Source organism: Streptomyces sp. Je 1-4 4N24 (genome assembly GCF_026239515.1).
Classification (GTDB): Bacteria; Actinomycetota; Actinomycetes; order Streptomycetales; family Streptomycetaceae; genus Streptomyces; species Streptomyces nigrescens.
This window is the reverse complement of the sequence record NZ_CP110836.1, coordinates 4460772-4485591: the sequence shown is the minus strand read 5'-3', so window position 1 is coordinate 4485591 and position 24820 is coordinate 4460772. Positions and strand designations below refer to the sequence as shown.

Below are 24820 nucleotides of genomic sequence, written 5' to 3'. Positions count from 1 at the left end.
TGACGGAGTGACGGGGGCGGTACGGGGGACCGCGGCCGGGCATGGAGATGTCCGGCACCCAGTCGCCCGAGTTGGTTTATTGGGCCACTTTTTATTGAGGCATCCTTTCCTTTTGTTGTGGTGGTGTCGTGTGCGCCGGGATTCCGGCATGCCCGTGGTGGGCTCTGGCGGTAAAATGACCGCGGTGAAGTCGGGAGTTGGGCAGTCAGTGGCTGCTGTGAGGAAAACGTGCGGGTGCCTGGAAAGGCTTCTAGCGTGAGTGTCATGAGCACTCAACAGACCACACAGGACAAGTACTACGTCGTGATTGCCGGTGACACGCTTTCCGGGATCGCCTCTCGTTTCCATACCACTGTGAAGCAGCTTCAGCTCTGGAACAAAATTTCAGATCCCAACGTCATCAAGGTAGGACAGCGGCTGATTGTCGCCAAGGCTTCGACGGGAGAGCCGCAGCCCGGCGATCCCAGCTTCGTTCCGTTCCCCGGTGGTGAATGGTTCAAGACGCTGCCGACCAGCCCGATCATCCAGATGATGGGGCTGCGCCTGGTGGAGGAAGGGTGCGGCTCCCCTTACGGGTTCAGCGGGCCCGGGCCCAAGTGGAATGACAAGCACCGCCAGGCCTATGCCTCCTTCCAGCGCGCCTTGGGGTACTCGGGCTCGGACGCGGACGGCTGGCCGGGGCGGAAGTCCTGGGACCAGCTGCGTGTTCCGTTCCCGGAGGAGGACGTCGGCGCCGCTGAGTGAGACTGGCCGGTACGCCGGTGTGGCGCCCGATCCGGCCGGTGTGCCGTCAACTCGCATTGCGTTGCGTGAAATCCCTGCCGTGGCTGCCGGGGGATATGGCGGCTGCGGGCGGGGATTTCTGTGAGGTGGGGATTGCCGGATTGCCGTGGGGGTGGGGATTCGGGATTGCTGTGGGGCGGGAGTGCTGTGGGGTGGCGCGGTAAACTGGTGGAATTCGGAATTACCTTTCAGGTGTGATGCGGAAAGTGGGCAGTGGTCACGGTGGGTGCGCGGAGGGCGGGGGAAATGGGCGGGTCCCGGTGGGGGGTTGTGGTGATCCGGCGGGCCGAGGGGCGGGATGCCGGGCGGCTCACCCGGCTGGTGCGGAGTTCTCGCGCCTATGAGGGGCGGTATTCCTCGATGGTCGAGGGGTATCGGGTGGGGCCGGACTACATCGAAGCGCATCGGGTGTTTGTCGCCGCTGAGGAGGAGGGCGGTGGTGCGGGCGCGGGTGAGCGGGAGTCTGAGCGGGTGTTGGGGTTCTATGCGCTCATGGTGGAGCCGGCCGAGCTGGATCTGATGTTTGTGGCGGACCATGCGCAGGGGTACGGCATCGGGCGGCGGCTGGTTGAGCACATGCGGGAGGAGGCGTGCCGCGCCGGGCTCGACAGCGTGCGGGTGGTGTCGCATCCGCCTGCCGAGGGTTTCTACCGCAGCATGGGTGCCCGGCCGGTCGGAACGGTGCCGGCGAATCCGCCTGCGGTGATGTGGGACCGGCCGGAGCTCGCCTTCCTGGTGGGGCACGGTGGGGAGAGTTGATCCTGTGATCGCAGGGCGGGGCAGGGCGCGGACCGGGGCGTGAGAGCGCGAGGGGCCGCCGGGTGGCAGGCTGCGGGCAGGGCGGCGTAAATCGCTGGCCAGGCAGGTCATTTGCGGTGATTGTGTGGGTATGACGCGATCATTTGAGGAACTGGTGGCCGAGGCGGAGGCCGTATCGGTCGAGGGGTGGGACTTCTCGTGGCTGGCGGGGCGGGCCACGGAGGCGCGGCCCTCGTGGGGATATCAGCGGGCGATGAGTGAGCGGTTGGCGGGTGCGTCGGCGGCGTTGGACATCCAGACGGGCGGCGGTGAGGTGCTCGCCGGGGCGGCGAAGCTGCCGCCGGTGATGGTGGCCACGGAGTCCTGGCCGCCGAATGTCGCCAAGGCCACCGCGCTGTTGCATCCGCTCGGCGCGGTGGTGGTGGCCGATGCGGACGAGCCGCCGCTGCCGTTCGCCGATGAGGCCTTCGACCTGGTGACGAGCCGTCATCCCGTAACCGTGTGGTGGGAGGAGATCGCCCGGGTGCTGCGGACCGGCGGTACGTACTTCTCCCAGCAGGTCGGCCCGGCCAGTGTGTTCGAGCTGGTGGAGTACTTCCTGGGGCCGCAGCCGGAGCACATTCGACGGGGCCGTCATCCCGAGGACGCGCGCCGGGCGGCGGAGGCCGCGGGCCTTGAGGTGGTCGAGCTGCGTACGGAGTCGCTGCGGACCGAGTTCTTCGACATCGGGGCGGTCATCTACTTCCTGCGGAAGGTGGTGTGGATGGTGCCCGGCTTCACGGTCGCGCAATACCGGGACCGGTTGCGGGAGTTGGATGAGCTGATCCGCAGGGATGGGCCCTTTGTGGCGCAGACGACCCGGTTTCTTATCGAGGCGCGGAAGGTCTGATCTTCTTCGGGCCGCTTCTGCGAGCTGCTTCTTCGGGCCGCTTCTGCGGTCGGCCTCCGGGCCGGCCTCGCCGGCTGGCCCTCTGCGACTGGTCTCTCCGGTCTGTCTCTCCGGTCAGTCTCTTCGGCTCGCCCTTTTGGCCGATCTCTTCGGTCCGTCTCTTCCGGCTGCCTGTTCTGGCCGCGCCGCTGGACGGCCGCTGGACGGCCGCTCCCTACCGGCGGCGGGCCGCCGAGGCGATCGTCGCGCGGGCCTCCTCCGCGGACAGGCCGGTGTGGCGGGCGGCCTCCAGCAGCCTGGCGGCGAGTTCCTGGCCGAGGCCGGACTCCTCGGCGCGGCAGGCGGCCCAGAAGAGGCGGGCATTGCGCTGGCCGGGCGGGGATGCCCGGACGAACCGTATGAGCGCGGCGGCGGGCTGGGGCGGGACGCCGTACGGCGGCTCGCGGTGGGTGGCCGGGGGTGGGGCCGTGAGGAGCGTGAGCAGGGTGGTCGGTACGGGGGCGGGGCGGTGTGGTGTGTCCGGTGCAAGGACATAGCGGCCGTGGGTGGTGAGCGAGCCGGGGCCGACGAGATAGCCGCCCGCGCCGCGGACGTCGATACCGGGGGCGAGCCGGCCGACCGAATTCGATACGGGCGGGGACGGCGGGCCGGTGAACCAGAGGTGGCGGCCGCCGCTGGGGGTCAGGACCGTGACGGTCGGCGGGACCGGGAAGTCGTGCTGTTCGGCGAGGAACCGGAGGGCGGTCAGGCCGTCGGCGCCGTTCTTGGTGTCGAGGTCGATGCCGATGAGGCGGTGCGGGGGCCGTCCGCAGGCGATGCCGTAGCCGGTGGCCCACGGCGCGGCGGCGAACATCCGGCGGACGGCGAGCGGGTCGGTACGCGCGTCGTGGACCCCGTGTCCGAGCCGGCCGCAGGCGCCGCGGCAGGGCGGGACCTCGGGGTGCCCGCGGTGCGGGGACCGGAGGGCGGGGAGCTTGCTGCGGGTCAGCGGTATGACGGAGTAGCCGGCCTCGGCGGCGAGGAGTGCCTGGGCGAGAGCGGTGGCGGGTGCGTCGGTCGTGGGCCGGGCGAAGCGCAGGTCGGCCCACGGATTGGGCTGAGCATCGGGCTGCGGGCCGGCCCCTGGGGCAGGGCGGCCGCCGGCCCAGGGATCGGGCGGGTGGTCGGTCGGTGTTCCGGCATGGCGGCGGTGCATGGCCATGGCTCTATTTTCGTACGAATGTTCGACGAAGGGAAGGGGGGCGTGTGCGCAGTGGCCCGCGCACCGGTTCGTCGGTGCGCCGGGTGGGGCCCGTCGGCCGTGCCGTGGGCGGGGCCCAGGCGCGGGCGGGCGTCGATGTGGGGGTGTGACCGGGGTGACGGGTGCGACGGGGGTTTACCCGGGGTTCCTCATGCTTGCGGGGGAATCGCTGGTTCGCGACGGGTTCACCGGGGATTCGTGGGCAAGGCTGAGTTCGCGACGTCGAGGCAAGCGTCACAGTGGTCGGCCAACTACCTGATGAACAAGCGGAGTTCAGTAATTCGTATGCGGATCGAGCAAGGCGGATCGAGCACAGCGGACCGGCCAGGGAGACCGGCAAGCGGGCCCGGCAGGCGGGCCCAGTAGGCCCGCCCAACAGGCCCACACAGCAAGCCCGCAGGTCAGTTCCAGAAGTCGTGTTCCGTAGGAGGAAGAGACATGGCAAGCATCCGTACCGCCCGCGTCACCGCCGTGGCCGCCGCACTGCCCTTTGCTGCCGCGCTTTTCACCGGCGTGGCGCAGGCCGACAACGGCGGCTTTGCGACCAGTGGGTCGAGCTCGGCGGCGACGAGCCAGACGGGGACCGGCGTCGGAGGCGACAACCTCGGCAACTCGACCACCGGGCAGCAGGTCGCCAACGGCGCCGGCGCCTCCAACCAGAACAACACCGCGAGCGTGAACGGCCCGTCCGGCCCCACGGAGATCGAGCAGACCAACGCCACCGTCACCTTCAACAACCCCGGGTAATCCGGTTCCTCAACCCTGGGCGATCCAACAACTTCGGGTGATCCGGCCCGCCGCGCAGGGGGCGCGGCGGTCGGCCGGAAGGGGAGACGTCAGGGTCGGCACGGAGAGAATGGGGCTTCTCCGGGGTTCACTGCGCCGACCTTGACAGTGAGCGGGTTTCTGACGGACAGTCAGAAACCCGCTCGCTCGTTCGTATGCCCGGACCCAGCGCACCGGGCGTACGGCCACCAGAAGGGGAGGCCGCCGACGTGCACCTCGCCCCCACCGCGCACCAGGAGCGACTGCGCACCGCACTCCGTTCGTACTTCCGGGAGGTGCTGCCGGACGGGCCGGTCGAGGACTCCGCGGCGCAGCGTGCGGTACTGCGCCGGATCGGCGCCGACGGCATGCTGGGACTGGGCTGGCCGACCGCGTACGGAGGGCAGGGCCGCGGCCCCGACGAGCAGTTCGTCTTCTTCGACGAGGCGTACCGCGCGGGCGCCCCGGTCTCGATGGTCACCCTCAACACCGTCGGCCCGACCCTGATGAAGTACGGGACCCAGCAGCAGAAGGACTACTTCCTGCCGCGCATCCTCAGTGGCGAGCTCGTCTTCGCGATCGGTTATACGGAGCCCGAGGCCGGCACCGACCTCGCCGCCCTCCGTACCCGCGCGGTGAAGCAGCCGGGCGACGGCGCCCCTGAGGGTGCCCGGCCAGTGGGTGCCGCCGAGGGGGCCCAGCCAGGTGGCACCCCCGAGGGTGCTCAGCAAAGTGGCGCCCCCGAGGGTGTCCGGCCCGTGGGTGCCCAGTCAGGTGGTGCCCCCGACGGTGCCCACTGGCTGATCAACGGCAGCAAGAGCTTCACCAGCAATGCCCAGCGGGCCGACTGGATCTGGCTCGCCTGCCGTACCGATCCCGACGCGCCCAAGCACCGGGGCATCTCGATCATCCTTGTGCCCACCGACGCCCCCGGCTTCTCGTGGACGCCGATCGAGACCGTCGGCGGGCTCACGACCACCGCCACGTACTACGACGGCATCCGCGTGCCGGCCGGGAACCTCGTCGGTGAGGAGAACGCCGGCTGGCAGCTGATCACCCATCAGCTCAACCATGAACGCGTCGCGTTGGCCGCCATCGGCATGCAGGCCGAGGACGCTTTCGGGGCGGCGCTGGCGTACGCCCGTACGCCGGACCGGGAGACCGGCGAGCGGCCCGCCGACCGCCCCTGGGTACGGTCCCGGCTCGCCGAGGCGCACGCCCGGCTGGCCGCCACCCGGCTGCTGAACTGGCGGCTGGTCGGCGATGTGGGCGCCGGGACGCTCAGCCCCGGCGACGCCGGCGGCGTCAAGTTCGCGGGCACGGAGAGCACCGTCGAGGTCTACCGGATGTGCCAGGAGGTGGCCGGCGACGCCGCCCTGATACGGGCCGGTTCGCCGGGCGTCTTCGGGGGCGGGGAGCTGGAGCGGATGAACCGTGCGGCGCAGATCAACACCTTCGGGGGCGGAGTGAGCGAGGTCCAGCGGGAGATCGTCGCGACGATGCGGCTGGGGATGCGGAGGGGACGGCGATGAACGGGGTGAGCGGTGTGTCTCCTGAGGGGGCGAAGGCGGCCGGGCCCGGCGACGGTCCTCCCCCCGACCTCACACACGAGCGGCTCAAGGCCTATGAGGGCCGGCCGACCGCGGCCGCCGGTGTGGGGAAGGACCTGGTCAACGAGCCGATGATCCGGCACTGGTGCGAGGCCGTGGGCGACACCCATCCCGCCTACCGGGGACCGGACGCCATCGCCCCGCCGACCATGCTGCAGGCCTGGACGATGGGCGGCCTCTCGGGCCACGCGGACCGCTCGGGGGCTTACGACGAACTGTCCCGGCTGCTGGACAGCGCCGGTTACACCTCCATCGTGGCCACCGACTGCGAGCAGGAGTATCTGCGGCCGCTGCGGCCCGGTGACCGGATCACCTTCGACTCGGTGATCGAATCGGTGTCGGAGCGCAAGACCACGAAGCTGGGCACCGGGCACTTCATCACGACGCGGATGGATATCCGCGCGGACGGCGAGCCCGCCGGGACGCATCGCTTCCGCGTCCTCAAGTACGCCCCGGCGGCACGGCCCCCCAAGACGGCCGAGCGGCCGAAGGCGACCGAGCGGCCGAAGGCGACCGAGCGGCCGAAGGTGACCGAGCCGTCCCGCGCGGCCGCGCCGTCCCGCGCGACCGAGCAGCCCACAGCGGCTGAGCAGTGCATAACGCCCGAGCAGCCCACAGCGGCCGAGCAGCGCAAGACGCCCGAGCGCCGCACACCGCTGCGCCCCCGCCCCGTCATCAACCGTGACAACGCCGGCTTCTGGGAGGGCGTCCGCCGGCACCGGCTGCTGATCCAGCGCTGCACGGGCTGCCGGACGCTGCGCTTCCCCTGGCTGCCGGGGTGCAACGCCTGCGGGTCGCCCGAGTGGGACACCGTCGGGGCGAGCGGTGCGGGAACGGTCTTCTCCTACGTCGTGATGCACCATCCGCCCTTCCCCGCCTTCACGGCGCCCGACCAGCAGGCCGACGGGGCGGGTCCGGGCGCAGCGGCGGACCCGGCCGCGGCAGGCCCCGACCCAGCAGGCCCCGACCCAGCAGGCCCCGACCCAGCAGGCCCCGGCGCGGCGAGCCCCTACGCGGTCGGTTTGATCGAGCTGGCGGAGGGGGTGCGGATGGTCAGCAACATCGTCGGCACCCCCTACGACAAGGTGCGGATAGGGATGCCCGTACGGCTCGAATTCCTGCGTGCGGACGAGGAGTTGGAGCTGCCGGTCTTCCGGGTGGCCGAGGGCGGTGAGGGGTGAGATGGACTTCACGCCCACGCCGGAGCAGACGGCGGCCCGTGAGCTGGCCGCGGAGATCTTCGGCGATCTGTCCACACCCGAGCGCCTCGCCGCGGGCGGCAGCGGCACCGACGCCGGACTGTGGAAGGCGCTGTGCGCGGCCGGTCTGCCGGGCGCCGCGGAGGAGACCGGCCTGCTCGGCCTCGTCCTGATGCTGGAGGAGCAGGGCCGTACGACGGCGCAGGTGCCGTTCGCCGTGACCTGTGTGTACGGCCTGCTGGCGGTCGGCGCGCACGGCAGCGCGGCGCAGCGGGCGCGGCTGCTGCCGGCGCTGCGGACCGGTGAAGCGGTCGCCACCGGGGCCTTTCCGGCACGGCGCGGCGGCGTACGGGCCGAGGAGGCGGCGGACGGGACGGGGCGGCTGACCGGCATCGTCCCCGTGGTGCCGTGGTTGCGCGCGGCCACCCATGTCCTGGTGCCGGACGGGGGCACGCGGACGCTGTGGCTCGTACGCCCCGACGACGCCGGGGCGCGGCGGGAGCCGGTCGAGACCACCGCACCGTGGTCGGCCGCCCGCCTCACCCTGGACGGCGCCCGCGCCGAACGCCTGGGCCACGACGCCGAGTCCCTCGCCCACGTCGCCCAGGCCCCGGCCAACAACGCCCAGACCCCCGCCCGCGACGCCCAGACCCCGGCCCACGACGCCCAGGCCCCGGCCAACAACGCCCAGACCCCGGCGCACGACGCCCAGATCCCGGCCCGCACCACCGAGCCCCCCGCCCCCACCCGCCCCGACGCCTACACCGACATCCTCGCCCTCGCCCGCACCGCCTTCGCCGGTCTCCAGGCAGGTGTCTGCGCCGGTTCCCTGGCCCGTGCGGTGGCCCACACGACCACCCGCGAACAGTTCGGCCGCCCGCTCTCCACGAACCAGGGCGTGCTGCTGCGCGCCGCCGACGCCCACATGGACATCGAGGCCATCCGGCTCACCGCCTACGAGGCGGCCTGGCGCCGGGACGCGGGCCTGGACGCCGGACCGCATGCGCTGACCGCCGCCTGGTGGGCGTCCGAGGCGGGCACCCGTGTGGTGCACACCGGCCAGCATCTGCACGGCGGTATCGGCGCCGACGTCGACCACCCCGTCCACCGGCACTTCCTCTGGGGCAGACAGCTCGCCGGATATCTGGGCTCGGGAGCCGAAGCCCTGGAGGAGCTGGGGGAGTTGCTCACCGGGGAGCGCGCGACGCCGCCCGCCCGCCCGGACCAGCCGACCCGGACCCGGACGGAGGCCCCATGAAAGCCGGTGACGAGATGAAAGCCGGTGACGAGATGAAAGCCGGTGACGAGCTCCCCACCCTCACCATCCCCCTCACCCGCACCCTGATCGTCGCCGGAGCGCTCGCCTCCCGCGACTACCAGGACGTGCACCATGACGCCGAGGCGGCCCGCGCGAAGGGCTCCCCGGAGATCTTCATGAACATCCTCACCACCAACGGGCTGGTCGGCCGCTACATCACCGACCACTTCGGCCCCCGCTGCACCCTACGCAAGGTCGCTATCCGCCTGGGCGCCCCCAACTACCCCGGAGACACCATGGTGTTGAGCGGAACCATCACCGAGGTGACGGACGGTGCGGCGGTGGTGCGGGTCGTCGGAGCGAACGGCATCGGCCACCACGTCACCGGCACGGTGACCGTGGGCCTCCCGGAGGGCACGATATGAGCGTTCACCGCCCCGACTCCCTCGGTGGCCGGGCCGCCGTTGCCGGTATCGGCGCGACCGAGTTCTCCAAGGACTCCGGCCGCAGCGAACTGCAGCTCGCCGTCGAGGCCGTACGCGCCGCCCTCGACGACGCCGGGCTGACCCCCGCGGACGTCGACGGGCTGGTCACCTTCACCATGGACACCAACCCCGAGATCACCGTCGCCCAGGCGGCCGGCATCGGCGAGCTCTCGTTCTTCTCCCGGGTCCACTACGGCGGCGGCGCGGCCTGCGCCACCGTCCAGCAGGCGGCCCTCGCGGTCGCCACCGGCATCGCCGAAGTCGTCGTCTGCTACCGCGCGTTCAACGAACGCTCCGGCCGCCGCTTCGGCTCCGGTGTGCAGCAGCGGGAGCCTTCCGCCGAGGGCGCGGCGCTCGGCTGGAACCTCCCCTTCGGCCTGCTCACCCCGGCCTCCTGGGTCGCCATGGCCGCCCAGCGCTATCTGCACACCTACGGTCTGACCCCGGACGCCTTCGGCCCGGTCGCGGTCACCGACCGCCGGCACGCCGCCCGCAATCCGGCGGCGTACTTCCACAACAAGCCCATCACCCTCGCCGACCACGCAGCCTCCCGCTGGATCGTGGAGCCACTACGGCTGCTGGACTGCTGCCAGGAGACGGACGGTGCCCAGGCGATCGTGGTGACCTCGCCGGAGCGGGCCCGTGCGCTGCCCCACCCGCCGGCGCTGATCACGGCCGCGGCACAGGGCGCGGGCCGCGCCCAGGAGCAGATGACCAGCTTCTACCGCGACGGTCTGACCGGGCTCCCTGAGATGAACGTGGTCGCCCGCCAGCTCTGGCGGACCTCCGGCCTCGCCCCCGCCGATATCGACGTCGCGATCCTCTACGACCACTTCACCCCCTTCGTGCTGATGCAGCTGGAGGAGTTCGGCTTCTGTGCGCCCGGCGAGGCCTCGGACTTCGTCGCCGCGGACACCCTCCCCCTGAACACCCACGGCGGCCAGCTCGGCGAGGCCTACCTGCACGGCATGAACGGCATCGCCGAGGCTGTCCGCCAGCTCCGCGGCACCTCCGTCAACCAGGCGGGCACCCCCGCACATGTGCTGGTCACCGCGGGTACGGGGGTGCCGACCTCGGGGCTGGTCCTCGGCGCGGACGGCTGACGGGGCCGAGGACCAAAACCGTGATCGCAGACCCTAGGGGTACGCCTCGCCCTGTCCCCCTGAAGGAGGTGAGGCAGACCCCACCCGTACAACTTGAGGCGGATAGGGCTTCGGCACCTGGGGGCGATCCCTTCACCCCACCCTCGCTCCTAGCGTGGTGCCCATGACCACGCCAGTGTGCACCAGCGCTTCGACCGCCGCTGTGTTCCCGACGTTCTCGTCCTATGTACGGGCCCGGGGGCCGGTCCTGCTGCGCGCTGCGCGGTCGATGTCACCCAACCCGAACGACGCCGAGGACCTCCTCCAGACGGCGCTGACCAAGACCTATGTGGCCTGGGACCGTATCGAGGACCACCGCGCCCTGGACGGCTATGTCCGCCGCGCGCTGATCAACACCCGCACCTCCCAGTGGCGCAAGCGCAAGGTCGAGGAATTCGCCGTCGACGAGATGCCGGAGCCGGACCCGCTGCCGGGCCCGGACCCGGCCGAACTCCAGGGCCTGCGCGACGCGATGTGGCGCGCGGTGATGCGACTGCCCGCCCGTCAGCGGGCCATGGTCGTCCTCAGGTATTACGAGGACCTCAGCGAGGCCCAGACCGCCGAGGTCATGGAGGTCTCCATCGGCACGGTCAAGAGCGCCGTCTCCCGCGCCCTGGCCAAACTCAGGGAAGACCCGGAACTGGGGATGCTCTCGTCCTGATCCGGACGGTGTAGCGCCCCGATCGGGCACCCTCGGTGCCACCAGGTGACCTGCATCGACGGCTTCATCGCCCCGGCGGGCCTGGACTTCGACCCTCCATGAAGCCAAGCCAAAGCTTACGAGATTTGGCCTGATCGACATTTGAATAGGGGAATTGCAAAGCCTTAGCTTGGTAAGTATGGGTGATCCAGACGAGGCATCGAATGATCTGGCCCTGGCTGAGGCGTTGCGGTGGGGGGTGTCCCGCCTGGCTTCCCGATTGCGCGCCGAGCAGCCGGGGAACCACCGGTCCCTGACGCGACTGGCCGCATCCGTGCTTGCCAACCTTCGGCACAGCGGCGCGCTGACCCCTTCAGAACTGGCCGCCATCGAAGGGCTGCAGACCCAGTCCCTGACCCGGGTGCTCAACGAGTTGGAGGAGCAGGGGCGAATCCGCCGGTCGCGCAGCGACGTGGATGCCCGCCGGCAGAACATCGAGGTCACGGAAGCGGGCCGCGAGGCGCTGCGGGAGCATGTGCGGGACGGCAATGCCTGGCTGGCGGCGGCACTGCGCCAGACGCTGTCGCCGGCCGAGCGCGGTGTGGTGCAGATCGCCGCCGGGCTGCTGGAGCAGGTGGCGGCGGCCGAGGTTGCCACCGAGGGGCGCAGTGGGCCTGCGCAGGCGTCCGCGCAGGGCGAGGGGGCGGCCCCGGCGCTATGACTGCTCACTCAACCGGCCAGGCGTCAGGAGGCCTTCCGAGTCCGTCCTCCGAACTGCCGAACCGACTCCCGCTGTTGATGGTTCTGGCCGGGCTGAGCGGCGCCAGTCCGCTGGCCACGGACATGTACGTCCCCGCCCTCCCTGACCTGGCCCGGTCCTTATCGACTGATGCTTCCGGCGCACAGATGTCACTGACCGGCTTCTTGGCCGGGATCATCGTCGGGCAACTTGTCCTGGGCCCCCTCAGCGATGCGGTCGGCCGCCGGCCCGTCCTCATCGGCGGCTCCGTGCTGTTTGCCGCCTTCTCCACCGTGTGCGCTCTGGCGCCCACGGTGGAGGTGCTCATCGCGGCACGGGTCGGGCAGGGCATCGCGGGAGCGGCCGGGATCGTCGTCTCCCGTGCTGTCGTCGCCGATCTCTTCGACGACCGTGAACTTCCCTCGGTCTTCTCCCGCCTGGGGGCCATCACCGCGGCGGCCCCGGTCCTGGCACCGTTGGCCGGAGGTGCTCTGCTGCTGGCGGTTTCCTGGCGCTACGTCTTCGCCGTCCTGGCCCTCATGGGTGTACTCCTGGCACTGGGCGTATGGCACTGGATTCCCGAGTCCCATCCGCCGCACACCCGCCTCACCGGCGGGCCGGCCGCAAGTTTGCGCGCCATCGGACAGGTCGCCGCACAGCGCGCGGTCCTCACACCGGTGCTGGCCCTCGCCTGTGGTGGAGCCGCCGTGTTCGCCTATATCGCCGGAACCACTTTCCTCTTCCAGGACATCTACCGCCTCTCCCCAGCTCTTTCCAGCCTCGTCTACGGCGTCAACGCCGTCGGCAACATGGCAGGAAGCCTGGCCTACGGCCGCCTGGCCAAACGACGGCCCCCTGAGGATCTCCTCATCATCAGCGGCGCGCTGGCGGCGACAGGGGTGGCGGCGTTGCTCCTCCTCCAGGCGACCGCCGGCAGCACCATGCCGACGACCTGGCTATGCCTGTTGATCACTATCAGCGCATGCGGCATCTTCTTCCCAGCTGTGATCACCGTCGCTCAGAGCCGCGGACGCGCTGCCCCCGGAGCCACCTCCGCACTCCTGGGGGGAGGCCAGTTCCTCTTCGGCGCGGCCGTCTCCCCCTTGGTCGGGCTGTTCGGTACGCAAAGCCCGGCGCCCATGGCCGCCGTGATGACCAGCTGTCTCGCGTTGGGCACCCTGGCCGCGATCGCGGCCAAACGCGCACACGCCTCGTAAGGATTGCTGCCCCCCTTCTGCTGCCGCGGCCCGGTGGCGCCGAAGTGCAGGTGGTGGAAGCCGCGTTCGACGAATTGCTCCGCTGGGACGTGTGATGCAGGCCACACGATCCGCCGTCATACGGGAGCGCGCCGGGATTCGTGTGGCGGGTGACAGTCCACACGACAGAAGGAGAAAGCAATGCGCAACCGTCGTCTGCGGACCGGTGCCGTACTGTCCGCCGCGGCCGCCGGCGTGCTGACCCTTGGCCTCGCGACCAGCGCTCAGGCGTCGTCCGGCGACGCGGCCCAGAGCGAGGCGAGGGCCAAGGCCGCCTGCCCGGTCGACAATGTGTGCTTCTTCCCCGAGCCCGACTTCCGCGGGACCCCGTCGAACGTCAACCCGGCGAACATGCCGATATGTGGTGCGACCCCGACCATCGCGAAGTCGGTCGTCAACCACACCGGCGAGGTCTACTCGTTCTACGACCACCCGGGTTGCGGTGGCGCGAAGGTGACCCTCAGCCCGGGTCAGGAGAACCCCAACATGACCGCTGTCAGCTGGCGCTGAGGGCGACACCCTTGCGTGGCTGACGGCCGGCCCGGTTCGGGCGGTCCGACGCCAGGAGCACAAAGGAAGAACCGGAGTCCCGCGACTAGCGCTGGTCGCGGGACTCCGCGGTGTGAACGCCGCAAGCGCGGCCGTTTGGTTGGTCAGGAGCGCCGTCGCGTAGCCGCGTAGCGCGACGGGGTCGTGCCCACGTGCCGGGTGAAGTGCCGGTTCAAATGGGCTTGGTCGTGGAAGCCCACGGTGGCCGCGACCTCCGCCGGACGCCGGCCGTCGAGCAGGAGTCCACGGGCCCGCTCGATGCGCTTGCCGGTCAGGTAGGTGTGCGGCGGCAGACCGTAGGTCTGCTTGAAGCAGCGGATCAGATGCGTGGGGTGGGCGTGCAGGACGGCGGCCGCCTCCTGCAGCGAGATACCGGTCGGCAGCCGGGCGTCCAGGAGGTCCCGCAACGCGGCGGCCAGCCGGTTTGCCTCCCGGCCCGGCGTACGCGGCGGCCGGAGCGCGGCCAGGTGGAAGAACAGCCGCTCCCGGATGAAGGCCAGCCGGGATTCGGCTTCGAACGCCTCGCCTGTGGGCACGGCGCTCGTGTGCACGTCATCCAGGTGCACAGCGGCTGCGTGCCCCTCGCCAGGGTGGCCCAGGGACGTGTGCAGCTGGTGGATGCGATGGCGCAGCAGCTCGTCGCCGAAGACCGGGCCGTCCACCGCCCGGCCGGTCAGTTCCTCGGGGAGCACGGTCGCGTCGAGGTAGAGCACGCGCTTGCGGAACCCGGCCGCGGTCACCGTCCTGCCGTCATGGGCGACACCGGGCGGCAGCAGTACGACCGTGCCGCTGCCGGCCGCGCCATGACGGTGGCGGTCACAGGCGAAGTCGACCGCCCCGTCATTGAGGATCATCAGGGCCCAGGTGTCATGGGTGTGGGACGGATACGCGTGCTCGGTGAAGTGCGCATGGAAGACCTCGGCGATGCCCGGCACGGTCGGGCGCCAGGCGCTGATCGTCGTACGGGGCGGGCCGTCTGTCATGCCAGGAACGTACAAGACCGCCGGATACCGGGCACGGCAGTCTCAAGGCATGAACAATTCTCCCGTTCCCGTCAATATCGCCGACAGGCTCGCGCAGTTCAGTGACCTGTGGTCGCAGAAGAAGATCGCCCAACTCAACGACTACGAGGTCAAACTCGCCAAGCTGAAGGGCGAATTCGTCTGGCACAAGCACGACGACACCGATGAACTGTTCCTGGTCATCAGCGGCCGGCTCACCCTCCAGCTCAGGGACGGCGACGTGACGCTCGGACCCGGCGAGCTGTACGTGGTCCCCCAGGGCGTCGAACACTGCCCGGTGGCGGACGAGGAGACCGCCATCCTGCTCTTCGAACCGGTCGGTACGTCCAATACGGGCGACGCGGGAGGGCCGAGGACCAAGGCCCCCGAGTCCTTCGTCTGACTCAGCCCTGGGCGACGGCGTACGCGACGAAGTCGGCCCAGGCGGACGGCCGGAGGTGCAGTTGTGGCCCGTGGGGGTTCTTGGAGTCGCGGATGTGGATGGTGGAGGGGGTGGGGGCGACTTCGAGGCACTCGTTGCTGTCGCTGTCGCCGCTGTAGCTGCTCTTCTGCCATGCGACTTCCAGGCACTCGTTGCCGTTGCCCTGGCCGCTGTAGCTGCTCTTGGTCCACTCCAGCTCGGAAACGTCTCCGGCAGAGGGCTTGAGGGTCATGTCTCTCCCAGTACTTTCTCGATGAAGGCCAATGATTCCCGGGGCGTGAGAGCCTGGGCCCGGATGATGCCATACCGCAGTTCGAGGATCCGGGTCTCTCTCGGGCCGGAGATCAGACGGCTGCTGAACTGGTCATCGGGGCGTCCCACTACTGAACCGTCCCCGAATTTCAGAATCTCGATCTCACCGCCCATCCCGGCGTGATCGTCGAGGTTCGTCGGCATCACCTGGATCTCGACGTTCCGCAACTGACCTACCTCCAACAGGTGTTCGAGTTGCTGTCGCAGGACCATTGTGCCTCCGATTGGGCGGCGCAGTGTCACTTCTTCCTGGACGAACATGAGGGCCGGTGCGGGCGTCCGGGCGAAGATCGACTGACGAGCCATACGCGCGGCCACCTCGCGCTCTACCTTGTCCGGCGAGTAGGCAGGGCGTCGCATCTCGAACAATGCGTGCGCGTACTCCTTTGTCTGCAACAGTCCATGCAGGTTGTGATTGCCGTACGCGCCCAGCTCGACGACCTCGGCTTCCCACCTCGTCAGGTCTCGAATCCTCTTCGGGTACCTGGCCCGCTCCACGTCCTTCTTCATCGCGGCGATCTTGCCGCCCGCGCCCAGCACTTCATCGGCCTTGTCGAGAAGCTCGGGGCGGGGGATACGCACCCCGCGCTCGATCTTGTAGATCAGGTTCTCCCCGTACCCGACGGCCGCCCCGAACTCAGCCGGACGCAGCCCCGCCGCCTCCCGCCACATTTTGAGCTGGCGCCCGACTGCCTCAACGGCCGCCTGTGCGTCGTCTTCCGGGTCGAGTTCCCAGCCTCCGTCTTCCGGACCGTCAACATTCATCCGCTTCCACCTCCTGGACAGCTGGGACGCCTCTGGACAACCCGTGGACATCACCATGAGTACTGGCGTCATCACTATTCAGCGTAAGCACGCGCGACCACGCTGAGTGACATGAATCAGGAAATCGCCGAGTACAAGCTCCAGTTCAAGGTCCAGCTGTCCGCCACCCGCCGGGGCGCTCGTCTGGCGCGGCTCCTTGCGACGGAGGAACTGCGGTCCTGGGGCTTGTCGTTCGAGGCCCCGGCCCATGTCATCGCCGAGCTGGCCGCGAACGCCGCCACGCACGGGCGCGTACCGGGCCGGGACTTCCGTCTCACTGTGCTGTCTGACGCGGACACGCTCCGTATCGAGGTGACGGATGCACGCGGCGACCGGCTTCCGGACCGGCACGTCCCGGGCGTACGGGAGTCGGGCCACGGCCTGGTGGTGGTCGACGCGCTCGCCGACCGCTGGGGTACCTGTCGGGGACCGTTCCCCTGCAAGACGGTGTGGGCGGAATTCGACCTGCCGATGTGGGGCTGATGGGGCGGCCGTCCGCCCGTCAACCGGAGGCCGGAAACCCGGACGCCGGTGCACCGCGCGCCGGGGTTTCGGCCCGTAAAAGACCCCATAACCCCAGGTACAGAAACCGACCCAACCCAGCCCAACCGCCCCCGACGGGCCGCGTCGTCACTCACGCGGGTGATCCCCGACCGGAAGACTCGCTTCCGCAGCACCCGCCCGTGCACTCTCGGCAGCAACAACCCCGAAAACCCGCACACATGCGACGGCCCCCGGCCGGGACTGGCATCCCGATCGAGGGCCTGACCAACGAGGAAGTCGAGCCTTCCTGATGGCTGAGCAGCAGTTTAATGCGCCTGCGCGCGCCCAATACGGCATTCGCCGAACCCCGTCCGGCGTCCACAAGGTCACCGAGCACCAGGACCCCGGCTACACGATCGTCGGCAACCACCTCACCCAGCATCGTTCGCTGTCGGGCCTGGCGATCGGGCTCGCCGCCCACATCCAGTCGCTGCCGGAAGGTGCGCCGGTCGACATCCGTACGCTCGCCAGGCGGTTCCCCGAGGGGCGGGACCGGATCGCCGCCGCCTTACGGGAGTTGGAGGCGTACGGCTACCTCGAACGGGTCCGGCGGCGTACGGACGACGGGCGGGTGGTCACGCTCACGATCTCGTACAACAACCCGCAGGCCACCCGCGCCCGCCGCGCCCGCGAAGCCGCCGAGCAGGCCAAACGCCGCACCGCCGTCGAACCGGTCCCGGCCGCTCCGGCGGACGCCGCCCGCGCTCCCGCTCCGACCCCGCAGCCTCCCCCCGTACGCACCACATCTCCCCGCGTACGGAGCGAGCCCTCGCCGCCACCACCCGAGCCCCGCACCCGCGCTCACCACACCCCGGCCGCCGCCCTCCTCGCGAACCTCCGGCGTGACGATCCCCGGCTACTGCTCTCCGTACGGGACATCCAGCGCCTCACCCCGTCCGTCGCTGCCTGGCTGGAACGCGGAGCCTCCCCGGAGGCCGTACGCGGTGCCCTGACGGCCGGCCTCCCGGCCACCCTCCGCCACCCGGCAGCCCTCCTCGCCCACCGCCTCACGGACCTGCTGCCACCACCCCTCCCGGCCGCGTCCCAGGTCGCCTTCTCCCGCGACCGCCCGTCCCCGCTCCAGACCTGCGACGGCTGCGACCGCGCCTTCCGCGCACCGGCCCCGGGCCGCTGTCGCGACTGCCGCCACCCGGCGGCGGAGCGGGGCGCCGCCTAGCATGAAGCCGAGGACTCCGGCCGGCACGTCGGCGGAAATGCCGACAGAGATCGACAGAGACAAGGAGCGAGCGCCATGACCATGGCCCCCGACGACGCGCAACGGGACGCCCTTCTGTACCAGGCCATGCGGGAGTTCGTTCAGTCGATGGACGACACCCTTCCAGGCAAATTCGAGATCACGAAGGAAGGAATCGTTCACGACATGATGGCGCCTGCCGGGCCTCATGAGCTCACCACGCTACGTGTCCGGAAGCGCCTGGAGAAGGTGATGCCGGAGGAACTGGTGGCCCACACGGGGACCCCCGATGTGGAAAGTCAGGCGGAGGGCATCATGCGCCATCCTGACGTGATGGTGATCGCCGAAGCGGACATGGAAGTCGAGGGGGCCTTCGACCCACGCGCCCTCATCGCCGCCATCGAAGTGGTGTCCCGCTCCAACCCGGACAACGACTGGGTGAGCAAGATGCGCGACTATCCGCTGCTGGGCGTTCCGGTGTACGTGATCTTTGACCCGCGCAGTGGCTCGGGCGCGGTGCTCACCGACATCCATCTGACGCCGATCGGCCCCCGTTATGCGACCCGTAAAGAGTTCGTCTACGGCGAGGACGTGACCATCGGGGAGTGGACGATCACGACGCGGGATCTGCCGCGTTACCCGTAGCAGGTCACCCGTAGCCACGCTGAGCAGCCCGCCTCGCGACCGCTGCCGCCGGTCAGCGGCAGCGGAGAGATCCCCTACTGGCCCTACTGGCCCTACTGGACCCGGATGACCGGCTCGTGACGGATGGGGAAGTTCACCGAGCGGGCGATGAAGCACAGCGCGTGCACGTCGCCGTGCAGGGCGCGAGCCGTGTCCACCGTCGACGCCTCGGCGACGGTCACCTCGGGGCGCAGCACGACCTCGGTGATCTGTCCCCCGCCGCCGTGCGCGTCCATGGTCATGACCCCGTGAGCGCGGTCCTCGTAGTCGACAACGGTCACTCCGCCGACAGCGCAGAGGTGGAGGTACCAGAGCATGTGGCACTGAGCGACCGAGGCCACGAGCAGTTCCTCGGGGTTCCAGCGGGAGGAGTCGCCGCGGAAGGCCGGATCGGAGGAAGCGGCGATCGGCGTCTTTCCCGTGGCCAGGACTTCATGGGCACGACTGAAGGAGCGGTAGGTATCCGTGCCCGATCCGAGGTTGCCGGTCCATTCGATCGCTACGTCGTAGGTGTGCGTCTCAGTCATGCGGCCAGGGTAGGAGAGTGGACGTCGCCCAGGGCCAACTCAACGCAGCGTGTGTGCCGTTGGCGGCGAGGTGCGCGGGATGTTGAAGACTGCGGGCATGGAATTCTTCTGTTACCACCGCGACCGGTCCGACTCCCTGGCGCTGCGTGACGAGCTGCTGGAAGAGCACTGGTCCTATATGGACGGGTATGCGGCGGAGATGATCGCCCGCGGTCCGACCCTCACCGGCGACGGCGAGGTGCCCACCGGCAGTGTGCACATCGTCGACCTGCCGGATGCTGCCACAGCCCGCGCGTTCGCCTTCGGCGAGCCCGGCTACCAGGCAGGTGTGTACCGCGAGGTGATGCTGCGTCGGTGGCGCAACCTGCTGGGGCGCACCATGTGGGATTTCCCCGGCGGCCCGATCGAGGGGAACCGGTATCTGGTGCTCGGCCTGGGGGCGGGGCAGGCCGTTGACCTCGTCGTACCGCCCTTGCCCGGGCAGGACGAGTTGATCGCGTACGGGCCGCTGCTGTCCGACGACGGGGCCGCCTGGCTGGGGACGGCGGCGCTGGTGCGGGCGCCGGACCCGGACACGGCACGTGCCGTCCTCACCCCGGACCGGTATGCCGACGTCGAGGTGCACCGCTGGCAGTTCGGCGGACGGTCGTAGTCGTGAAGCGGGGCGTCGCCGGATGGTGCGCACGGCACGGGCGTTTCAGGTCCCCCGGCTCACCATCAGCCTCCCGACCGACGCCTCCAATTCGGCGATGCGGTCGGCGAGGCGCTCCTTGTCGGAGCCTTTCGCGTCGCGCAGGAGGAGTTCCACCTCGGCGAGCTGGCCGGCGATTTCCGCGAGGCGGGACGCGTCGCCCGCGGCGGGGGCCGCCGGCTGCGGGAGCGGCTCGGACGGCGCCGGGGCGCCGGGGCCCTCCGGGGGAAGGGGAGGATGCCCGGCCTGCTGTCCGGGTTCCGGGCGGTGCTGCGGATCCGGGAACTCCTGGGGTGCCGTGGGTGAGGCCGGAGCCGAAGCCGACACCACGGGCGGGGCCGTGGGTGCACCCGTGTCCGTTCCGGTCGTGGCCGTGGTCGCGGCGGTCGTCGGGGCGGCGGGCGGACCCTCGCCGCCGGGGCGTTCGTCCGAGGTCAGCAGGCGTTTCAACTGCTCGGCCTGGGCGGCCAGCTGGCGGTTCTTGCGGTGCAGGTCCAGGAAGACGTTCACCTTGGTGCGCAGCAGCCAGGGGTCGAAGGGCTTGATGAGGAAATCGGCGGCGCCGACCGTGTAGCCGCGGTAGGCGTAGTTGGGGTCGACCGAGGCGCCGGTGAGGAGAATGATCGGGACGTCCTTGGTCTGGTCGAGGCCCTTGATGTTGGCGGCGGTCTCGAAGCCGTTCATGCCCGGCATCAGCACATCGATGAGCACCACCGCGAATTCCTCGCGGAGCATGGCCTTGAGGGCCTCTTCGCCGGAGCGCGCCCGGACCACTTTCTGGGTGAGGGATCCCAGAACGGCTTCCAGTGCGACCAGGTTCTCCTCCATGTCGTCGACGATGAGGATGCTGGATGAGGTGTCGGGTGTGGTCGTCATGATTCCTGCCCCGTCGTTCCCTGGTCGTCCTGGTTGTCCTGGTCGTCCTGGTGGCCGCTGCCGTCGGCGGCAGGGGGGTTGTCGGGGGTCTCGGGGTCAGGGTGCGGCGAGGGATCGGCGTGCTCCGGGTCGAGGAGGCGGCAGATCACGGACAGCAGCCGGTCCACATCCATCGGCTTGGGGATGTAGTCGTTGGCCCCGCTCTCGATCGCCTTTTCGCGGTCGCCCGGCATGGCCTTCGCGGTGAGCGCGATGACCGGCAGCTCCGCGAATCGAGGCGCTTGTCGGATCGCCTTGATCATCTCGTAACCATCCATTTCGGGCATCATGATGTCCATCAGCACCAGCGAGACATCGGGTGTCCGGTCGAGGACTTCCAGGCCCTCGCGGCCGTTTTCGGCGTACTTCACGCTGATACCGACCCGGCCCAATACGTGCGTGAGCGCGAAGACATTGCGGATGTCGTCGTCGACGATGAGGATGCGGCGCTTGGCCAGCACCTCGCCGGCGCGTCCGCTGAGCCAGTCCTTGAGGCGGGTGGTTTCGGGCCAGGTGACGGAGGTGCCGTCGGTGGGGTGCTCGCCCGCGGCAGGCGTCAGCTCCCGGTCCGCCGGGGTGGGGAAGCGGTCACCGGCCGGCCCGTTCCGCTGTGGTTCGGGCTTGGCCGTGAGCTGTTCGGCCAGGACGGGGCCGGACTGTGCGGTGCTGTCCGCGGGGCGGGTGGCGGCGGTCGGGCTCGGTGCGGGGAAGGGGCCGGTGTAGCGCGCGGGCACATACAGGGTGAAGGTCGAGCCGACGCCCGGCTCGCTCTCGGCGATGATCCGGCCGCCGAGCAGCGCGGCCATATCGCGGCTGATGGAGAGGCCGAGGCCGGTGCCGCCGTATTTGCGGTTGGTGGTGCCGTCGGACTGCTGGAACGCCTCGAAGATGCCGTCGAGTTTCTCCGGCGAGATGCCGATGCCGGTGTCCTTGACGGAGAGGGCGATGACATCGTCGGCGGTGCGGAGGGATTCCTCTTCGAAATCCGTGCCCGGTACGCGCTGGACGATCAGTTCCACACCGCCGGTTGAGGTGAACTTCACCGCGTTGGACAGGAGGTTGCGGAGGATCTGCTGGAGGCGTTGTTCGTCGGAGAAGAGTTCCTTGGGGACGTTCTCGCCGACCGTGACGTCGAAGGTGAGGCCGCGGTCGACGGTGAGGGGCCGGAAGGTGGCGCGGACGTAGTCGAGGAGTTTGATCAGCGGCAGGGTCTTGGGGTGGACGTCCATCCGGCCGGCCTCGATCTTCGACAGGTCCAGGATGTCGTTGATGAGCTGGAGCAGGTCGGAGCCCGCGCGGTGGATGGTGACGGCGAACTCCACCTCCTGCGGGGAGAGCCGGCCGTCGGGGTTGTCGGCGAGCAGCCGGGAGAGCACCAGCAGGGAATTCAGCGGGGTGCGCAGCTCGTGCGACATGTTCGCCAGGAATTCCGACTTGTACTGGGAGGAGGTCGCGAGCAGGGCCGCCTTCTCCTCCAACTCGGCGTTCGTCAGCTGGAGTTCGTCGGAGCGCTGACGGAGTTCGGCGGTCAGCCGCTGGGATTCCGAAAGCAGGGATTCCGTACGGGAGTTGGCGATGATGGTGTTGATCGAGACGCCGATGGTGTTCACGAACTGGTCGATGAAGGCGAGGTGGACGTCGCTGAAGCGGCTGAACGAGGCCAGCTCGATGACGCCCAGCACCTGGTCCTCGAAGAGGATGGGCAGGATGACGATGCTGGCCGGGGCCGCGGCGCCGAGTCCGGAGCTGATGGTGATGTAGTCCGGCGGCACGGCCTCGACGACGATCCGCTTCTTCTCCATGGCGGCCTGGGTGATCAGGCCCCAGCCGGGGGTGCCCAGCCGCAGCCGCGGCAGGGAACGGCGGCCTTCGGGCTGGCCGGTGCCGTAACCGGCGATCAGCTCCAGGCCCTCACCCGGCTCGGCGCCCGCCTCGGCCAGGAAGAACGCGCCGAACTGCGCGTTCACCAGCGGGGTCAGCTCGCGCAGGATCAGATCCGCGACCTCGACCAGGTCGCGGTGGCCCTGCATCAGGCCGGCGATACGGGCCAGGTTGGACTCCAGCCAGTCCTTGGCGCGGGTGGTCTCGCGGAGGTTGGCGACCATCAGGTTGACGTTGTTCTTCAGGGCGGCGACCTCGCCCTGGGCGTCCACGGTGATCGAGCCGGACATATCGCCCTGGGTGACCGCGCTGGCCACCTCGGCGATCGCCCGGACCTGCGTCGTCAGGTTCAGCGCCAGCTCGTTGACGCTGGTGGTCAGCCGCTTCCAGGTGCCGTAGACGCCCTCGACGCGGGCCTGGCCGCCGAGCTGGCCCTCGCTGCCGACCTCGCGGGCCACCCGGGTCACCTCGGACGAGAACGAGGAGAGGGTGTCGACCATCGTGTTGATCGTCGTCTTCAGCTCCAGGATCTCGCCGCGGGCGTCGACGTCGATCTTCTTGGACAGATCGCCCTTGGCCACGGCGGTGGCGACCTGGGCGATGTTGCGGACCTGGGAGGTCAGGTTGTCCGCCATGGAGTTGACGTTGTCGGTGAGGTTCTTCCAGACCCCGGAGACGCCATGGACCTGCGCCCGGCCGCCCAGCCGGCCCTCGGTGCCCACCTCACGGGCGACCCGGGTGACCTCGTCCGCGAAGGCCCGCAGCTGCTGGACCATCGTGTTGACGGTCTCCTTCAGCTCCAGGATCTCGCCGCGGGCATCGACGTCGATCTTCTTGGACAGATCGCCGTTGGCCACGGCCGTGGTCACCTGGGCGATGTTGCGGACCTGGGACGTCAGGTTGAGCGCCATGAAGTTGACGTTGTCGGTGAGGTCCTTCCAGACCCCGGAGACGTCCCTGACCTGCGCCTGACCGCCCAGGTTCCCTTCCGTGCCAACCTCGCGGGCGACGCGGGTGACCTCGTCGGCGAAGGCGGAGAGCTGGTCGACCATCGTGTTGATCGTCGACTTCAGCTCCAGGATCTCGCCCTTGGCCTCGACGGTGATCGTCTTGCCGAGGTCGCCCTCCGCGACGGCGGTGGCGACCAGTGCGATGTTGCGGACCTGCGACGTCAGGTTGTCCGCCATGAAGTTGACGCTCTCGGTGAGGTCCTTCCAGACCCCGGAGACGCCCCTGACCTGCGCCCGGCCACCCAGCCGCCCTTCGGTGCCGACCTCGCGGGCGACGCGGGTGACCTCGTCGGCGAAGGCGGAGAGCTGGTCGACCATCGTGTTGATCGTCGACTTCAGTTCGAGGATCTCGCCCCGGGCGTCCACGGTGATCTTCTGGCTCAGGTCACCGTTGGCCACGGCCGTGGTCACCTGGGCGATGTTGCGCACCTGCCAGGTCAGGTTGGACGCCATGAAGTTCACGTTGTCGGTGAGGTCCTTCCAGACCCCGGAGACGCCCCTGACCTGCGCCCGGCCGCCCAGCTGGCCTTCGGTGCCGACCTCGCGGGCGACCCGGGTGACCTCGTCGGCGAACGCCCGCAGCTGGTCCACCATCTTGTTGACGGTGAGCTTGAGCTCCAGCAGCTCACCGGTCGCCTCGACCGTCACCTGCTGGGTCAGGTCGCCGGTGGCCACCGCGGTGGTGACCACGGCGATGTCCCGCACCTGCGCGGTCAGCCGGGACGCCATGGTGTTGACCGCCTCGGTCACATGGAGCCAGTCCCCCGAAAGCCCCTGGACCTTGGCCCGGCCGCCCAGCCGGCCCTCGGTGCCGACCTCCCGGGCGACGCGGGTGACCTCGCCGGTGAACAGCGACAGCTGGTCGACCATGCGGTTGACGCCGTTGCCCAGGCGGCGGAGATCGCCGCGGAGCTGGCGGTTGCCGTCGTGCAGATCGACGCGCTGGGTCAGATCGCCGTCGGCCACCGCGTCCAGCACCCGGGTGGCCTTGGCGAGCGGCACCACCAGCGCTTCGAGCACGGTGTTGGCCGCGTCGATGTTCGATGTCCAGGTCCCCTGGCCGGGGCTCGCGGAGATCCGCTCATCCAGCCGGCCCTGCCGGATGATCTCGCTGCGGACGCGTTGCAGCTCGGAGGCGAGATGGGCGTTGCGGGCGGTGATCTGGTTGAAGACGCCGGCCATGTCGGCCAGCACACCGTCGGTGGAGCCGCCGTCCGGCAGGCTCTCCACATGCGCGGTGAAATCCCCGTCGCGCACCGCGTTCATCGCCGCGAGCAGCGGCCGCAGCGCACTCGTGCGTACCCACTGCCCGTCGGGCGGGGGCGCGGCGGGCTGAACGGGCCGGCCGGACGCGGTGGGCTCGGGCGACGGCTCGGACGACGGCTCGGACGGACCGGAGGGCTTGGAGGGCTGAGAGGGCTCGGGAGGCTCCGGGGGTGAAGAAGCAGACTCGGGCCGGGCCGGGTCGAGCGCCATGGCACACCATCCCCCAGTGATCGAT

Annotated in this window: 25 protein-coding genes; 18 read left to right on the top strand and 7 right to left on the bottom strand. The window is 70.0% G+C overall.

All coding sequences use genetic code 11. The annotated features are described in order from the left end of the window. The first annotated feature begins 264 nt into the window (after nucleotides 1-264). The 3 genes from SLV14N_RS19400 to SLV14N_RS19390 all read left to right on the top strand — a co-directional run bounded on the left by SLV14N_RS19400 (nucleotide 265) and on the right by SLV14N_RS19390 (nucleotide 2431). A complete protein-coding gene (locus tag SLV14N_RS19400; RefSeq protein ID WP_263270346.1) occupies nucleotides 265-744 on the top strand; it encodes a peptidoglycan-binding protein in 480 nt (159 codons plus the stop codon). 285 nt (nucleotides 745-1029) lie between these two features. Continuing rightward, nucleotides 1030-1542, top strand: a complete 513-nt coding sequence (locus SLV14N_RS19395) for a GNAT family N-acetyltransferase (protein ID WP_263270344.1) — start codon at nucleotides 1030-1032, stop codon at nucleotides 1540-1542. Between the two features lie 130 nt (nucleotides 1543-1672). Next, nucleotides 1673-2431, top strand: a complete 759-nt coding sequence (locus SLV14N_RS19390) for a class I SAM-dependent methyltransferase (protein WP_263270342.1) — start codon at nucleotides 1673-1675, stop codon at nucleotides 2429-2431. A 214-nt stretch (nucleotides 2432-2645) separates the two neighbouring features. Here the strand turns inward: SLV14N_RS19390 and SLV14N_RS19385 are convergent, their stop codons facing one another. After that, complete coding sequence (locus tag SLV14N_RS19385) at nucleotides 2646-3632, bottom strand: bifunctional DNA primase/polymerase (protein ID WP_263270340.1); 987 nt, start codon at nucleotides 3630-3632, stop codon at nucleotides 2646-2648. Between the two features lie 477 nt (nucleotides 3633-4109). Here SLV14N_RS19385 and SLV14N_RS19380 point away from each other — a divergent pair, with 477 nt between their 5' ends. The 10 genes from SLV14N_RS19380 to SLV14N_RS19335 all read left to right on the top strand — a co-directional run bounded on the left by SLV14N_RS19380 (nucleotide 4110) and on the right by SLV14N_RS19335 (nucleotide 13275). Then, a complete protein-coding gene (locus SLV14N_RS19380; protein WP_263270338.1) occupies nucleotides 4110-4418 on the top strand; it encodes a hypothetical protein in 309 nt (102 codons plus the stop codon). A gap of 248 nt (nucleotides 4419-4666) precedes the next feature. Next, on the top strand, nucleotides 4667-5968 hold the full coding sequence (locus SLV14N_RS19375; protein WP_263273220.1) for an acyl-CoA dehydrogenase family protein: 1302 nt from the start codon (nucleotides 4667-4669) through the stop codon (nucleotides 5966-5968). Between the two features lie 122 nt (nucleotides 5969-6090). Continuing rightward, nucleotides 6091-7227, top strand: a complete 1137-nt coding sequence (locus tag SLV14N_RS19370; protein WP_263273219.1) for a bifunctional MaoC family dehydratase N-terminal/OB-fold nucleic acid binding domain-containing protein — start codon at nucleotides 6091-6093, stop codon at nucleotides 7225-7227. A 1-nt stretch (nucleotide 7228) separates the two neighbouring features. Next, on the top strand, nucleotides 7229-8503 hold the full coding sequence (locus SLV14N_RS19365) for an acyl-CoA dehydrogenase family protein (protein ID WP_263270336.1): 1275 nt from the start codon (nucleotides 7229-7231) through the stop codon (nucleotides 8501-8503). 32 nt (nucleotides 8504-8535) lie between these two features. Then, nucleotides 8536-8928: a MaoC family dehydratase gene (locus SLV14N_RS19360; RefSeq protein WP_263273218.1), complete on the top strand. Its 393-nt coding sequence runs from the start codon at nucleotides 8536-8538 to the stop codon at nucleotides 8926-8928. After that, nucleotides 8925-10091 (top strand): lipid-transfer protein, encoded by a 1167-nt coding sequence (locus SLV14N_RS19355; protein WP_263270334.1) that lies wholly within the window; start codon nucleotides 8925-8927, stop codon nucleotides 10089-10091. Before SLV14N_RS19360 ends, SLV14N_RS19355 begins: the two co-directional genes overlap by 4 nt. Nucleotides 10092-10254: 163 nt before the next feature. After that, complete coding sequence (locus tag SLV14N_RS19350; protein ID WP_208682231.1) at nucleotides 10255-10791, top strand: SigE family RNA polymerase sigma factor; 537 nt, start codon at nucleotides 10255-10257, stop codon at nucleotides 10789-10791. 178 nt (nucleotides 10792-10969) lie between these two features. Then, entirely contained in the window at nucleotides 10970-11491 is a 522-nt protein-coding gene (locus tag SLV14N_RS19345; RefSeq protein ID WP_263270333.1) for a MarR family winged helix-turn-helix transcriptional regulator, read from the top strand. Further along, nucleotides 11488-12726 carry a multidrug effflux MFS transporter gene (locus SLV14N_RS19340; protein WP_263270331.1) on the top strand — a complete coding sequence of 413 codons (1239 nt, stop codon included), beginning with the start codon at nucleotides 11488-11490 and terminating at the stop codon, nucleotides 12724-12726. Before SLV14N_RS19345 ends, SLV14N_RS19340 begins: the two co-directional genes overlap by 4 nt. A 180-nt stretch (nucleotides 12727-12906) precedes the next feature. Next, complete coding sequence (locus tag SLV14N_RS19335) at nucleotides 12907-13275, top strand: peptidase inhibitor family I36 protein (protein ID WP_208682225.1); 369 nt, start codon at nucleotides 12907-12909, stop codon at nucleotides 13273-13275. A gap of 143 nt (nucleotides 13276-13418) precedes the next feature. On the opposite strand, the gene SLV14N_RS19330 is transcribed toward SLV14N_RS19335, so the two are convergent. Further along, the gene (locus SLV14N_RS19330) at nucleotides 13419-14297 is read right to left on the bottom strand and encodes an AraC family transcriptional regulator (protein ID WP_263270329.1); all 879 of its coding nucleotides are present in this window, start codon (nucleotides 14295-14297) and stop codon (nucleotides 13419-13421) included. Between the two features lie 49 nt (nucleotides 14298-14346). Here SLV14N_RS19330 and SLV14N_RS19325 point away from each other — a divergent pair, with 49 nt between their 5' ends. Further along, nucleotides 14347-14718 carry a cupin domain-containing protein gene (locus SLV14N_RS19325; RefSeq protein ID WP_263270327.1) on the top strand — a complete coding sequence of 124 codons (372 nt, stop codon included), beginning with the start codon at nucleotides 14347-14349 and terminating at the stop codon, nucleotides 14716-14718. A 1-nt stretch (nucleotide 14719) separates the two neighbouring features. Here SLV14N_RS19325 and SLV14N_RS19320 read toward each other — a convergent pair whose 3' ends face one another. Beyond that, a complete protein-coding gene (locus SLV14N_RS19320) occupies nucleotides 14720-14989 on the bottom strand; it encodes a DUF397 domain-containing protein (protein ID WP_263270325.1) in 270 nt (89 codons plus the stop codon). Next, nucleotides 14986-15834 carry a helix-turn-helix transcriptional regulator gene (locus SLV14N_RS19315; RefSeq protein ID WP_263270323.1) on the bottom strand — a complete coding sequence of 283 codons (849 nt, stop codon included), beginning with the start codon at nucleotides 15832-15834 and terminating at the stop codon, nucleotides 14986-14988. Before SLV14N_RS19315 ends, SLV14N_RS19320 begins: the two co-directional genes overlap by 4 nt. A 111-nt stretch (nucleotides 15835-15945) precedes the next feature. On the opposite strand from SLV14N_RS19315, the gene SLV14N_RS19310 reads away from it, so the two are divergent. The 3 genes from SLV14N_RS19310 (at nucleotide 15946) to SLV14N_RS19300 (ending at nucleotide 18256) form a co-directional block, all read left to right on the top strand. Beyond that, nucleotides 15946-16356, top strand: coding sequence for an ATP-binding protein (locus tag SLV14N_RS19310; RefSeq protein ID WP_263270321.1), 411 nt, complete (start codon nucleotides 15946-15948; stop codon nucleotides 16354-16356). Nucleotides 16357-16666: 310 nt separating this feature from the next. After that, the gene (locus SLV14N_RS19305; protein WP_263270319.1) at nucleotides 16667-17593 is read left to right on the top strand and encodes a helix-turn-helix domain-containing protein; all 927 of its coding nucleotides are present in this window, start codon (nucleotides 16667-16669) and stop codon (nucleotides 17591-17593) included. 75 nt (nucleotides 17594-17668) lie between these two features. Continuing rightward, the gene (locus tag SLV14N_RS19300; protein WP_263270317.1) at nucleotides 17669-18256 is read left to right on the top strand and encodes a Uma2 family endonuclease; all 588 of its coding nucleotides are present in this window, start codon (nucleotides 17669-17671) and stop codon (nucleotides 18254-18256) included. A 92-nt stretch (nucleotides 18257-18348) separates the two neighbouring features. Here the strand turns inward: SLV14N_RS19300 and SLV14N_RS19295 are convergent, their stop codons facing one another. Further along, on the bottom strand, nucleotides 18349-18822 hold the full coding sequence (locus tag SLV14N_RS19295; RefSeq protein ID WP_208682214.1) for an OsmC family protein: 474 nt from the start codon (nucleotides 18820-18822) through the stop codon (nucleotides 18349-18351). 97 nt (nucleotides 18823-18919) lie between these two features. Between SLV14N_RS19295 and SLV14N_RS19290 the strand changes: the two genes are divergently transcribed. Beyond that, nucleotides 18920-19474, top strand: a complete 555-nt coding sequence (locus tag SLV14N_RS19290; RefSeq protein WP_208687980.1) for a YciI family protein — start codon at nucleotides 18920-18922, stop codon at nucleotides 19472-19474. Between the two features lie 45 nt (nucleotides 19475-19519). On the opposite strand, the gene SLV14N_RS19285 is transcribed toward SLV14N_RS19290, so the two are convergent. After that, on the bottom strand, nucleotides 19520-20389 hold the full coding sequence (locus tag SLV14N_RS19285) for a two-component system response regulator (protein WP_208682212.1): 870 nt from the start codon (nucleotides 20387-20389) through the stop codon (nucleotides 19520-19522). Beyond that, complete coding sequence (locus SLV14N_RS19280) at nucleotides 20386-24585, bottom strand: HAMP domain-containing protein (protein ID WP_263273217.1); 4200 nt, start codon at nucleotides 24583-24585, stop codon at nucleotides 20386-20388. Before SLV14N_RS19280 ends, SLV14N_RS19285 begins: the two co-directional genes overlap by 4 nt. Nucleotides 24586-24820 lie beyond the last annotated feature (235 nt).